At 71.5% G+C, this 12815-nt stretch carries 10 protein-coding genes and 1 riboswitch; of the genes, 5 read left to right on the forward strand and 5 right to left on the reverse strand.

Going from position 1 to position 12815, the window contains the following annotated elements; all coding sequences use genetic code 11:
- Positions 1-64: 64 nt before the first annotated feature.
- Positions 65-586 (reverse strand): hypothetical protein, encoded by a 522-nt coding sequence (locus ACIQOE_RS14495; protein ID WP_351318029.1) that lies wholly within the window; start codon positions 584-586, stop codon positions 65-67.
- Positions 587-830: 244 nt separating this feature from the next.
- Here ACIQOE_RS14495 and recQ point away from each other — a divergent pair, with 244 nt between their 5' ends.
- Positions 831-2840, forward strand: coding sequence for a DNA helicase RecQ (gene recQ / locus ACIQOE_RS14500; RefSeq protein WP_401412513.1), 2010 nt, complete (start codon positions 831-833; stop codon positions 2838-2840).
- 102 nt (positions 2841-2942) lie between these two features.
- On the opposite strand, the gene ACIQOE_RS14505 is transcribed toward recQ, so the two are convergent.
- The 3 genes from ACIQOE_RS14505 to fahA form a co-directional block, all read right to left on the reverse strand.
- Positions 2943-3608, reverse strand: a complete 666-nt coding sequence (locus tag ACIQOE_RS14505; protein ID WP_401411746.1) for a tetratricopeptide repeat protein — start codon at positions 3606-3608, stop codon at positions 2943-2945.
- 149 nt (positions 3609-3757) lie between these two features.
- A complete protein-coding gene (locus ACIQOE_RS14510) occupies positions 3758-4696 on the reverse strand; it encodes a M56 family metallopeptidase (RefSeq protein ID WP_351318035.1) in 939 nt (312 codons plus the stop codon).
- A 252-nt stretch (positions 4697-4948) separates the two neighbouring features.
- A complete protein-coding gene (gene fahA / locus ACIQOE_RS14515) occupies positions 4949-6166 on the reverse strand; it encodes a fumarylacetoacetase (protein ID WP_401411748.1) in 1218 nt (405 codons plus the stop codon).
- Positions 6167-6441: 275 nt separating this feature from the next.
- Here fahA and ACIQOE_RS14520 point away from each other — a divergent pair, with 275 nt between their 5' ends.
- Together ACIQOE_RS14520 and ACIQOE_RS14525 are read left to right on the forward strand one after the other, a co-directional pair.
- Positions 6442-7686: an ATP-grasp domain-containing protein gene (locus ACIQOE_RS14520; RefSeq protein WP_401411750.1), complete on the forward strand. Its 1245-nt coding sequence runs from the start codon at positions 6442-6444 to the stop codon at positions 7684-7686.
- A gap of 276 nt (positions 7687-7962) precedes the next feature.
- The gene (locus ACIQOE_RS14525) at positions 7963-8769 is read left to right on the forward strand and encodes an HAD family hydrolase (protein WP_365554932.1); all 807 of its coding nucleotides are present in this window, start codon (positions 7963-7965) and stop codon (positions 8767-8769) included.
- Between the two features lie 37 nt (positions 8770-8806).
- On the opposite strand, the gene ACIQOE_RS14530 is transcribed toward ACIQOE_RS14525, so the two are convergent.
- Positions 8807-9313, reverse strand: a complete 507-nt coding sequence (locus tag ACIQOE_RS14530) for a transglycosylase SLT domain-containing protein (protein WP_351318043.1) — start codon at positions 9311-9313, stop codon at positions 8807-8809.
- A gap of 3 nt (positions 9314-9316) precedes the next feature.
- A riboswitch (cyclic di-AMP (ydaO/yuaA leader) is annotated at positions 9317-9514 on the reverse strand.
- A 709-nt stretch (positions 9515-10223) separates the two neighbouring features.
- On the opposite strand from ACIQOE_RS14530, the gene ACIQOE_RS14535 reads away from it, so the two are divergent.
- Together ACIQOE_RS14535 and ACIQOE_RS14540 are read left to right on the forward strand one after the other, a co-directional pair.
- Positions 10224-11231 (forward strand): polyprenyl synthetase family protein, encoded by a 1008-nt coding sequence (locus ACIQOE_RS14535; protein ID WP_351318045.1) that lies wholly within the window; start codon positions 10224-10226, stop codon positions 11229-11231.
- A gap of 301 nt (positions 11232-11532) precedes the next feature.
- On the forward strand, positions 11533-12774 hold the full coding sequence (locus ACIQOE_RS14540; protein ID WP_365554930.1) for a DUF2092 domain-containing protein: 1242 nt from the start codon (positions 11533-11535) through the stop codon (positions 12772-12774).
- Positions 12775-12815 lie beyond the last annotated feature (41 nt).

Genomic DNA, 12815 nt, shown 5'->3' on the forward strand with positions numbered 1-12815 from the left:
CCGGTTCCTTCCGAGGAACCGGGGCCCACGCGCATGCGGACGGCCCCGGGGTCACCGGCACCGGCTACGGGCACGTCACCGTCGGGTTCCACGGCGCGAACAGGCCGCTCGGATTGTCCTTCCAGATCCAGGCGTGCAGCGTGTACACCGACCCCACGCCCTCCAGCTTCGCCGGCCCCTGAAACGTCTGCCCGAACAGCGTCGGCGCGCCGGTGCCGGCGTCGGCGCGCACGATCCACTCCACCCCCGCCAGGGCACGGGCGCCGTCGCCGTCGGTCTCGTAGAGCAGGGCCGCGGGCGCGGCCGGGTCGAGGCTGCCGACATGGGCGGGGTTCACGTAGTGCAGGCCCGCGCCTCCCTCACCCGTCACGGTGTCCCGCGCGCACGCGCCGAGGGGCGCGTACCCGTCCGTCACCGCGAACGGTTCGTACTGGTAGTCCGTGGTCGCCGTGTACGTCGGGGTCAGATCCGTCCACACGAACGGGTCGGCCTCGGGGACGGGAGCCGCGTCGGCGGGAACCGCGGCCAGAGCGAACGGCACACCCAGCGCCAGCACGGCGCCGACGGTGCGGGACCTGAGAGACATCGTGGTGCTCCTTGGGGCGGAGGAGACACGCTGGTGCGGTGCCTCCGTACAGCGCGGGCCTCCCCGGTCCCGCCCGTGCAGCATGGCCCGCGCCGGTTCGGCGCCGCCACGCGAGGACGGCCAAAGGGCTGAGGGCACCACCGGCCCGAGACGGCGGTCGGGCCTGTGGACAACTCCGGCGCTGTCGGTCCGAGCCCCTATCGTGGAGGCAGTGGTCGAGGGACGACGTACGGGGGACATGACGATGGGCGGGACGGGCGAGATGCCAGGGACGACCGAGCCGCCGGAAGCGCGACAGACGCCAGGACCGGCGGACAGCGAGGCACTGGCCACGCTCCACAGGGTCTTCGGGTACGACGCCTTCCGGGGCGAGCAGGAAGCGATCATCGAGCATGTGGTGGCCGGCGGGGACGCCGTGGTCCTCATGCCCACCGGCGGCGGAAAGTCGCTGTGCTACCAGATCCCGTCCCTGGTCAGACCCGGTACGGGCATCGTGGTCTCGCCGCTCATCGCGCTCATGCAGGACCAGGTGGACGCCCTGCGCGCCCTCGGCGTGAACGCGGGCTTCGTGAACTCCACCCAGGACTTCGACGAGCGGCGCGTGGTCGAGGCGCAGTTCCTGGCCGGTGAGCTGGACCTGCTGTACCTGGCGCCGGAGCGGCTGCGCCTGGACTCCACGCTGGACCTGCTGGCCCGCGGCAAGGTCTCCCTCTTCGCGATCGACGAGGCGCACTGCGTCTCCCAGTGGGGCCACGACTTCCGCCCGGACTACCTCGCCCTCTCCCTCCTCGGCGAACGCTGGCCGGACGTCCCGCGCATCGCGCTGACGGCGACCGCCACCCGCGCGACCCACGAGGAGATCACCCAGCGCCTGCACATGCCGGCCGCCCGGCACTTCGTGGCCAGCTTCGACCGGCCCAACATCCAGTACCGCATCGTCCCGAAGGCCGACCCCAAGAAGCAGCTGCTCGCGTACCTCCGCCAGGAGCACGAGGGCGACGCGGGCATCGTCTACTGCCTGTCCCGCAAGTCGGTCGAGTCCACGGCCGAATTCCTCTCCCGCAACGGCGTGGAGGCCGTCCCGTACCACGCCGGCCTGGACGCGGCCACCCGCGCGGCCCACCAGTCCCGCTTCCTGCGCGAGGACGGCCTGGTCGTGGTCGCCACCATCGCCTTCGGCATGGGCATCGACAAACCCGACGTCCGGTTCGTCGCCCACCTCGACCTGCCCAAGTCCGTCGAGGGCTACTACCAGGAGACCGGCCGGGCCGGCCGCGACGGCCGGCCCTCCACCGCGTGGATGGCCTACGGCCTCAACGACGTCGTGCAGCAGCGCAAGCTGATCCAGTCAGGTGAGGGCGACGAGGCGTTCCGGCGCCGCGCCCAGTCCCACCTCGACTCGATGCTCGGGCTGTGCGAGACCGCCCAGTGCCGCCGCGGGCAGCTGCTCAAGTACTTCGGCCAGGAGCCCACCGCGGAGGGCTGCGGCAACTGCGACACCTGCCTCGTCCCACCCGAGACCTGGGACGGCACCGTGGCCGCCCAGAAGGTCCTGTCCACGGTGGTCCGGCTCCAGCGCGAACGCGGGCAGAAGTTCGGCGCCCTCCAGATCGTCGACATCCTGCTCGGCAAGCGCACCGCCAAGGTCATCCAGTTCGACCACGACCAGCTGTCCGTCTTCGGTATCGGCACCGACCTCGACGAAGGCGAATGGCGTGGCGTCGTGCGACAGCTGCTCGCCCAGGGGCTGCTGGCCGTCGAGGGCGAGTACGGCACGCTGGTGCTCACCGAGGCCAGCGGGACGGTGCTGCGGCGCGAGCGGGAGGTTCCGCTCCGCAAGGAGCCGAAGAAGCCGGCGGTCTCCCGGTCCTCCGGGTCGTCCGGGTCCTCCGGCAAGGGCAAGGCGAAGGCGGCGGTGGCGGAGCTGCCCGAGGACCTGCTCCCGGCGTTCGAGGCACTGCGCGCCTGGCGCGCCGAACAGGCCCGTGAACAGGGCGTACCGGCCTACGTGATCTTCCACGACGCGACCCTGAGGGAGATCGTCGGCCGCTGGCCCGCGTCGGTCGCCGAACTGGGCACCATCGGCGGCATCGGCGAGAAGAAGCTCCTGACCTACGGGGAAGGCGTGCTCGGCGTCCTGGCCTCCCTCAAGACCCCCGCGCCCGCAGCCCCCGAGACCCCCGCGCCCGCGGCCGAGCACGAGGACCACTGGCCCGAGCTGGACACGGAGCCGGAACCGGAGGACTGGGAGTAGCCCCGTCCCGCAGGGACGCGGAGCCCCGTCCGGAGCCCCGTGCCGGACAGGACCTGTCCGGCACGGCACGGGAGGGAGCCCCGGACGTACTGCGTCGGTCGGCTAGGCCTCGGCCGCCGTGCGGGCCTGCTCGATCCAGCCCTGCACGGCCTTGGCCCCGCAGGCTTCGGCGACGGCCTGCGCCTCGTCGAGGTGGCGGAGCGCGGCCGTCCTGTCCCCGGTCTCGGCCGCCAGGTGGGCCAGTGCCACCAGGCCGGCCGCCTCACCGGGCCGGAAGCCGATCGCCCGGCGCAGCGAGACCGACTCGGTCAGCCGCGCGCGGGCCCGGTCGAGGTCACCGGCGTCCCGGTCGGCGAAACCGAGATGGCGTATCGCGTAGGACATGGTCTTCCGGTCGTCGACGGTCTGCGCCAGCGCGTACGACCGCTCGAAGTACGGCACCCCGCCGGGACCGTCGTCCTTGACCACCTGATACCAGCAGCCGATCCAGAACAGGGCCTCCGCCTCACCCGACGCGTCCTCCAGCCGCCCGTACAGCTCGGCCGCCCGCTCGAAGAGCGCCAGTTCCCGTTCGTCCGCCGCGTGGTCGTGCAGGAAGCGCACGTGCAGCACCTTGCCCCGCGCCATGCAGAGCGGTGCCTCGACGGCGTCCAGCACGTCGTCGGACCTGTCCAGTGCGCTCCCGTCGCCGTCGAACATCGCCGCCTCGAACAGCTCTCCCGCACGCGCGACCCAGTCCTGGCCCCGCGTGTCCCCGTCGTTCGTCATGGTCTGTTCCTCCCCGTCGGACGCTGTCGGTGCCGAGGCTATCCCCGGCCCACCGCGGACGGCCGGGGGATTTCGCGCGCGGCGGGGGCTCAGGTCCGTCCCAAGTTCCTTGCGGAGAAGGCTGTTCGGGCTGTGCGGTCCACGGAGGGTCAGCCGAGTGCTGTCAGGCCCGGGGCGAAGGTGATCAGCAGGGGGAGGAGGGGGACGAGCGCGGCCACGGTCGTCGTCAGGGCCCGCTGGCGGCGCAGCAGCCGCGGCGGCGGCTCCAGGAGCCGGTCGACCCGCTCGCCGAGCAGCCGTCGGCTGGACGCGCAGGACAGCACCCCGCGGTGCTGGTTCAGTTCGATCAGCGCCAGGGCGGTCGTGAGGTGGCCGCAGCGACGGGACGCGGCGTCGTCGGCGGCGAGTTCGACGAGCCGGTGGGTCTGGTCGCAGAAGTGGGAGAACAGCGGCACGCGCGGGAAGCCCGTCGCCAGCGCGCTGGACAGGTGCAGCAGCCAGTCGTGGTGGGCACGGGCGTGGCCCCGCTCATGGGTGAGCACGGCGTCGAGCTGGTGGTCGGTGAGGCGGTGCAGCGCCCCGGTCGTCACGACCAGCTGCGCCGGATGGCCGGGCATCCACCAGGCGTCCGGGTACTCGTCCTCCAGCACCAGCATCGGTCCGCGCGCGGCCGGCAGCCCGGCCGGCAGTTCCGGGGCCCGTTCCCGCAGGTGCGCGCGGGTCTGGCCGCGGCTGCGCCGGGCCTCGACCAGTTCGCGGGCGAGCATCGCCGTCGTCCACGCGGCCCCGCAGGCGAGCAGCACCGTGAGGGCGTCCGCCCACAGCGGCGCGGCGGAGAGGTCGTAGGCCGCGGTGACCGCCGGTGGCGCCGGCGCGAACACCCGGTCGCGCACGGTGTGGAAGACGGCCGCCGCGCCCAGGACGAGCGCGGTCAGGCAGCACATCAGCACCGTGGCGACCAGGCACTGCCACACCCACAGCGCGACCACCGGCTCCCGTTCCGGCCACAGGGCCCGCACCAGCGCGCGCGGCGCGGGCACCGCGGCCGTCAGGGCGACGACGCTCAGCAGGAGCAGGCAGACGGTCATGCCGAGGCTCCGTTTCCCGGTCGAGGGGCGTGCGGGTGGCGTGGTGCTGGGGGTGATGCGCCGTTGCGCGACGGAGTGCGTACGCCGGCGCATCACGTGACAGGTGCGCCGTCGCCTCGCATGGTGCGCGTGCGGGCGCATCGCATGGTGCGTGTCCCGTCAGTATGACGGCACCGGGAGCACCGAGTCAGGCATCGAAGAGGATTCGACCGTCCTCGTCACAGCCTGCCCCCACCCGGCCACGATCCGCCCTCACCCCGCGACGATCCGCCCGCTGACGTCCCCGAGTCCCACCCGGACGCCGCCCGGTCCCGGAGCCCACGCGGACATCGTCACCACGTCACCGTCCTCCAGGTACGTCCGCTTGCCGTCCGGGAGTTCGAGCGGATCCTGTCCGTTCCAGGTGAGCTCCAGCAGCGAACCGCGCTGCGCCGGTTCCGTGCCGCTCACCGTGCCGGAGCCGTACAGGTCGCCGGTGCGCAGGGAGGCGCCGTTGACGGTCAGATGGGCGAGCTGCTGGGCGGCGGTCCAGTAATTGGTGGAGAACGGCGGCTCGGAGACCACGTGGCCGTTGATCGCGATCGACATCCGCAGGTCGTAGCCCGCTGGTTCCTCGGCGGTGTCGTCGAGGTACGGCAGCAGCGGGTGCGTCCGCGCGGGCGGCGCGACGCGGGCGTCCTCCAGCGCGTCCAGCGGCGTGATCCACGCCGAGACCGAGGTGGCGAACGACTTGCCGAGGAAGGGGCCGAGCGGGACGTACTCCCAGGCCTGGATGTCGCGCGCGGACCAGTCGTTGAGGAGGGTCAGCCCGAACACGTGCTCGCGGTAGTCGCCGAGCGGCACCGGCCGTCCCTGCTCCGACGGCGCGCCGACGACGAAGCCGACCTCCGCCTCGATGTCCAGCCGGACGGAGGGCCCGAACACGGGTGCCTCCGCCGGGTCGGGGGACGTCTTGCGCTGCCCGGAGGGCCGTACGACGTCCGTTCCCGACACCACGACCGTGCCCGCGCGGCCGTGGTAACCGATCGGCAGGTGCTTCCAGTTGGGGGTGAGCGGCTCGGCGGCGTCGGGGCGGAAGATGCGGCCGGCGTTCCGGGCGTGGTTCTCCGAGGCGTAGAAGTCCACGTAGTCGGCGACCTCGAAGGGGAGGTGCAGGGTCACCGCCGCCAGCGGGTGGAAGAGGGGTTCGAGCACCTCGCGGTGGGCGGGCACGGTCACCCAGGCCGTCAGGGCGCGCCGGACGTCCGACCAGGTGGTGCGGCCCGCGGCCAGCAGCGGGTTGAGGGTCGGGCGGGCCAGCAGCGTGGCGTAGGGGGAGCCGAGCGCGAGGGCCGCGGCCCCCGCGTCCAGGACGTGGTCGCCGAGGCGGACGCCGACCCTCCGCTGCGTGCTCCCGGAGGTCGAGAACACGCCGTACGGAAGATTGTGCGGGCCGAAGGGGTCACCCTCGGGGACCTCGAAAGGGGGCAAGGGGGGCATGGGGTGGCTGCCTCGCTCTCATCCGTGCCGCGCCTGGCCGACTGTGTGGTGACGCCGTTTCGACGTCGCGCGGCATTCCATGTGGTCGCGCCACACGTTACGGGTGAGTCGGCTGTCGCGGCAGTGTCTAAAGAGTTCGCAATGTCCGGATAAGCCTTGTCGGAGGGTGCAATTCCGGCTTAGCGTCCTTTGGGGGACACGGACGGGGTGGGTCCGGTCCGTAGGGGGAACACGTGGGGGGACCCGTGGCCGGGAGTGCCGTCAGCATGCCGCTCGACGCGGATCGCGAGGTACCGGGCCTGATCGTCAAGTTCGGCGACTATCCGCTGCATCACGGCGGGGTCGGCGCGATTCGCAGCCTGGGCCGCATGGGCGTTCCCATGTACGCGATCACGGAGGACGCCTACACGCCGGCGGCCTCCTCCCGTTACCTCAAACGGGCGTTCGTGTGGCCGACGACCGGCGCCGAGGAACCGGACCACCTGGTCGAGGGACTGCTCCGCATCGGCCGCCGCATCGGCCGTCCGACCGTGCTGATCCCCACCGACGAGGAGGCCGCCGTCCTGATCGCCGAGCACCAGGACGCGCTCGGCGACCGCTTCCTCTTCCCGCGCGTGGACCCCGCGCTGCCGCGCCGGCTCGCCAGCAAGCAGGGACTGCACGAACTGTGCGCGGAACACGGCATCTCCAGCCCCGCGGCCGCCTTCCCGCAGTCGTACGACGACATCGCCGACTTCGCCGAGAAGGCCCGCTTCCCGATCGTCGCGAAGAACCGCGAGGCCTTCGTACGGCGCAGCAGGCCCGCCGTCAACGGCACGACGAAGATCGCCACGCGCGAGGGACTGCTCGCTCTCGCGCGCGACTGGGGCACCCGTCCGGGGGTCATCCTCCAGGAGTACCTGCCGAGGGAGGACGCCGAGGACTGGATCGTGCACGCCTACGCCGACGCCGACGCGAACCCGCTCGCCCTGTTCACCGGCGTGAAGGTGCGTTCGTGGCCGCCGCACGCGGGCATGACGGCCAACGCGTACGTCGTCGACAACCCGGAACTCGCCGACCTCGCCGCGCGTTTCGTCAAACAGATCGGCTTCACCGGCGTCATCGACCTCGACCTGCGCTTCGACCGCCGCGACGGGCGGTACAAACTGCTCGACTTCAACCCGCGGATGGGCGCCCAGTTCCGGCTCTTCGAGAGCGAGTCGGGGGTGGACGTGGTCCGCGCGATGCACCTGGACCTGACCGGGCGCCGGGTCCCGGAGGGGGAACAGCGGGCCGGGCAGCGGTACGTGGTGGAGAACATCGACCTGCCCGCCCTCCTCGCCTACCGGCGCAGCGGCTACACCACACCGCACGCGCCGGGGCGGCCGAGCGGCACCGAGCTGGCCTGGCTCGCCGGTGACGATCCGCTGCCGTTCGTCACGATGCTCGCCCGCCTCGTGCGACCGGGCGCGAAGCACCTGTACGAGCTGTGGCGCACCAACCGCCGCGGCTCGGGCACGTCCACGAACTAGCCACCGGACCACCGTCCGCACCGGCCGCGGCCGCCGTTCCCGGCCGTCTGCCGTCTGCCGTCTGCCGTCTGCCGTCTGCCGTTCTCGGCCGACCGCCGACCGCCGACCGCCGACCGCCGACCGCGTCCCGTCGTCCGCCGACCCCGTCCCGCCGCGGACGGCACGTGCTCCGTAGCGGGACGCCCCATCGGACGTCCCATCACCGTGGACGCGGGCGTCATTTGAGGCCGGAACGCGCGGTGAGTCTCCCGGGCGTGCTGTCCGTATTCTCTGATCATGGTCGCACCCACGCCGTACTCACTGATCGCCACCGACCTGGACGGCACGCTGCTGCGTGCCGACGACACCGTGTCGGAACGGTCGCTCGCCGCGCTCGCGCGGGCGGCCCGGGCCGGGGCCCGGCATCTCGTGGTGACCGGGCGCCCCGCGCCGAGGGTGCGCCCTCTCCTGGGGGACCTGGGCTGCACGGGACTCGCGGTCTGCGGCCAGGGCGCCCAGGTGTACGACGCCGGCGCGGACCGGCTGCTCTGGTCGGTGACCCTGGACCGGGACCTGGCGGAGACCGCCCTGGGCAAGATCGAGGCCGAGGTCGGCCAGGTGTACGCGGCGGTCGACCAGGACGGCGTGGACGGGCTCACGCTCATCGAGCCGGGCTACCGGATGCCCCACCCGACGCTGCCCGCGCTGCGGGTCGGCCGGCGCGACGACCTGTGGCGCGCGCCCATCAGCAAGGTGCTGCTGCGCCACCACGCCCTGTCCGACGACGAACTGGCGGCGACCGCCCGCGCGGTGGTCGGGTCGCTGGCGACGGTCACCATGTCGGGACCGGGGACGGTCGAGCTGCAGCCGTGCGGCGTGACCAAGGCGACCGGTCTCGCGCTGGCCGCCGACCGGCTCGGGCTGAGCCCGGAGCGGGCGGTCGCCTTCGGGGACATGCCCAACGACGTCCCGATGTTCGACTGGGCGGCCCACGGGGTGGCGATGGCCGACGCCCATCCCGAACTCAAGGCGGTGGCCGACGAGATCACCTCGTCGAACGAGGACGACGGCGTGGCCGTCGTCCTCGAACGACTCTTCGGCTGACGAAGCCGGTCAGTACGCGCCGGTCAGTACGCGCCGGTCAGTACGCGCCGTGCACGTTGTCGATCGAGCCGTACCGCGCGGCGGCGTAGTTGCAGGCGGCGGTGATGTTCGCGACCGGGTCGTAGACGTCGAACGACGTGCCGTCCACGTGGTAGGTCTTGAACGTCGGGTCGATCACCTGGAGCAGGCCCTTGGACGGGATGCCCTTGGCGGCGTTGGAGTCCCAGAGGTTGATGGCACTCGGGTTGCCCGAGGACTCGCGCATCACGTTGCGGTAGATGCCGTCGTAGGTGCCCGGGATCTTCTTTTCGGCCATGATCGCGAGGGACTCGCGGATCCAGCCGTCGAGGTTGTTCGGGTACCCGGCGAGTGTCGTGGAGGCCGTGGCGGCCGACGAAGCCGTCGTGGCGGTGGACGTGGCGGCGGAGGCGGCGGTCGCCCCGATGAGCGGAAGGGCGAGAACGGCGGCGCCGGTCCCCGCGAGGGTGAGCCTGCGCAGGAGGGGGTTACGGCGGGGACGGCGGTGCTGGGAGACAGCAGACATGGCGAAGTTCCTCTCCGTCGCCTGCGAGGTGAGCTGTCGGGTTCGGGACCGGGGAGTGCCCGGCCGCACCGCCCTGAGGCGGAGCGACTTCACCCCTAGCCATTCCGGTACGACGTCCTTCGGTGACGTCCGTCGCCCGGTCCGGCGGCTTACCTGGTTCCCCCGCTCCTGCCGTGCGAATGAACTCGTCGATGGGTCACGACGGGCGGCGGCAGGATTCGGCGTCCGCCCGGTGAGCCGGAACGTATGCGAGAGCACATGTCCGAAACAAGCACCTGATGCACACAACGCACCCATTGACCTTGATCTGAGTCGTATGGGGCACTTGATCCTTTGCGGTTGCCAAGCCTCAACTCGCTTATGGCGCAAGGGAAGAAAGGGTCACCTCACCGCATTTGTGGCACTCAGGGCCACGTGACCCACTTCACGAAGTGGCAATTGCGGCGAATCGGACAAGAGGGATTCATTGAATGCCCTTTTCCGGGTGCCGACGGAATAGCGGGACGCCGTGATTTGTATGCATTGCCTCGATTGGGGCAGGTGAAGTGGTGGGCGTCACAGGCAATTCTGAAAATTGTCCGAATTGTTCTTATCCGGGGTGAGGGGCCCGCGAAGTGGGGCCGGCCGGCATCGACGGGCGGCGGAAGGGGTACCTCCGGTCCGGGGCACCGCGTGCCTCCGGTTCACCACGGTTTCGCGACAAGAGCCGGTACTTCCTGTTAAGTCATGAGATGTCAGGTCGTATCGGCTGATCAAAAACATACCGGTCGTGATCCGATAGCGCCCGGGGTGTAACGGTGGGCGCCCTCGGTGATCGAAACCTGACCGGATACGCTGACTTGAGTGATGGCAGCGACCTATCGACAAACCGTGTAAGCGCCAGTGGACACCAGCAGACAGGAGACCCCTCGTGACCGTCGGGCCGTTCGGGCTGAGCGTGCGGGACCAGGCTCTGGAAGCCGATGTCCAGGCCGGATTGACGGCTGTCGAGGAGGGCTTGCTAGAAGCCACCAAGAGTGAGGTCCCGTTCATCACGGAGGCCGCGCAGCATCTCGTGCGGGCCGGCGGGAAGCGGTTCCGGCCCCTGCTGGTGATGCTGGCCGCGCAGTTCGGTGACCCGTACGCGCCCGGCGTGGTGCCGTCGGCGGTGGTCGTCGAGCTGACCCACCTCGCCACGCTCTACCACGACGACGTCATGGACGAGGCAGCCGTGCGCCGCGGTGTCGACAGCGCCAACACCCGCTGGGGCAACTCGGTCGCCGTCCTCACGGGCGACTTCCTCTTCGCCCGCGCCTCGCAGATCCTCGCCGACCTCGGACCCGAGGCGGTGCGGGTCCAGGCCCTCGCGTTCGAACGGCTGGTGACGGGCCAGATCCTGGAGACGGCCGGTCCTTCCGACGGGCGTGACCCGGTGGACCACTACCTCGACGTGCTCGGCGGCAAGACCGGCTCGCTGGTGGCGGTCTCCTGCCGCTTCGGCGCGATGATGTCCGGCGCCGACGAGACGGTCGTGGACGTCCTCACCCAGTACGGCGAACGCCTCGGCGTCGCCTTCCAGCTCGCCGACGACGTCCTGGACATCGCCTCCGACTCCCACGAGTCCGGCAAGACCCCGGGGACCGATCTGCGCGAGGGCGTCCCCACGCTCCCGGTGCTGCGGCTGCGCGAGCGGGCGGCCCGGCTGGGGCTGGCCGAGGACGTGGCACTGTGCGAGCTGCTGGACTCCGACCTCACGGACGACGCCCGGCACGCGCAGGCCCTGGCGGCCCTGCGGGCGCACCCGGCGCTGGAGCAGGCGCGCCGGGACACGGTCAGGTACGCCGAGGAGGCCCGGGCCGCGCTGGCGCCGCTGATGGAGTGCGACGCGAAGGCGGCGCTCCTGGAGCTGTGCGACGCGGTGGTGCACCGGGCGGGCTAGCCCGAACCCTTCCTGTGTGACTTGGGTCACGTCCCGGAGGCTCGCGCGACGAGCGGTTACGGAACGTGACAGGAGGCGTCTCCGCCGTGCGACCCCTACGGGTCGGGGGAGGCGCCTCCACCCTTGTGTCATACCGCAGTCGTACACGGAGTTGGCTCCCGGGTCTGACGCTTGAGCGGCCCGGATTTGGTGAGATGGAAACCACGGAAATCACCACCGCTCACCGATTCGGGTGAGAATGGCGGCTCAGGGTGGGACACGTGCGAGCACAGCCGCCGCCGACGACGGAGGTAAGGCACACATGGCACCGTACGAAACCGAGGACAGCACGGGGGCCGCGCAGGCCGACGACGAGCTGCGCGCCGAGCGGCGGCGCAAGGCCGCGCGATACGTCGTCCCGGTCGCGGTCATGGGCGTGGCCGCGGCCACGATCGGCCTGGTTCCGGCACTCGCCGACTCGGGCGACCCCGACCTGCCGAAGATCACCGCACAGGAACTCATCGACAAGATCGCCAAGTCGGACGTGCAGCAGCTGTCCGGCACGGTGAAGATCAGCACCGACCTCGGCCTGCCCGACCTCGGCGGCCTGGAGAACGGCCTGCTGTCCGGCGCGGCACAGGGCGGCGACGGCTCCTCGGCCGACCCGTCGGCCAAGCTCACCGAGCTGGCCTCGGGCACGCACACGCTGCGGGTGGCCGCCGACGGCCCCGACCGGCAGAAGGTCTCGGTGCTGGAGAGCGGCGCCGAGTACAGCCTCATCCACAACGGCACGAACGTGTGGGGCTACGACAGCAAGTCCAACGAGGTCTACCACTCCACCGACGCCGGCTCCGGCAAGGCCGAGCGCCACGAGACCCCGGCCACCCCGAAGGACTTCGCCGACCAGCTCCTCAAGTCGGTCGACGACACCACGTCGGTGAAGGTCGACGGCACCGCCCAGGTCGCGGGCCGCGACGCCTACCGGCTGGTCGTCAAGCCCAAGCAGTCCGGCACGACGGTCGGCGCGATCAGCATCGCGGTGGACGCCAAGACCGGCACCCCGCTGAAGTTCACGCTCACCCCGTCCAGCGGCGGCGCGGCCGTGATCGACGCCGGGTACACCCAGGTCAGCTTCGCGAAGCCGGCCGCCTCCACCTTCGACTTCACCCCGCCCAAGGGCGCCAAGGTCACCGAGGGCGACAGCCTCGACAAGGCGAACAGGGCCGAGAAGGGCGACAAGGGCGACAAGATCACCAGGACTCCCGGCAGCCACGACACCCCCGGGGCGCCCGGCGCGAACGGCTTCGACGTCCTCGGCAAGGGCTGGAACGCGATAGCCGTCATCGACACCGGCACCAAGGGCGGCCTGCCCAGCGGCTCCGCCTCCGCAGGCGGTGACCTCGGCGGCTTCCTCGGCTCGCTCGGCGACCCGGTCTCCGGCAAGTTCGGCAAGGGCACGGTGTTCTCGACCCGCCTGATCAACGCCCTGATGACGGACGACGGCAAGGTGTACGTCGGTGCGGTGGACAAGGCCGCGCTGGTGAAGGCGGCGAACGCGGGGTAACAAGGGCGTCAGGAGTTCCCCGCCCGGCCCGGCACGACGAA

This window comes from Streptomyces sp. NPDC091282 (assembly GCF_044757385.1).
Classification (GTDB): domain Bacteria; phylum Actinomycetota; class Actinomycetes; order Streptomycetales; family Streptomycetaceae; genus Streptomyces; species Streptomyces gramineus.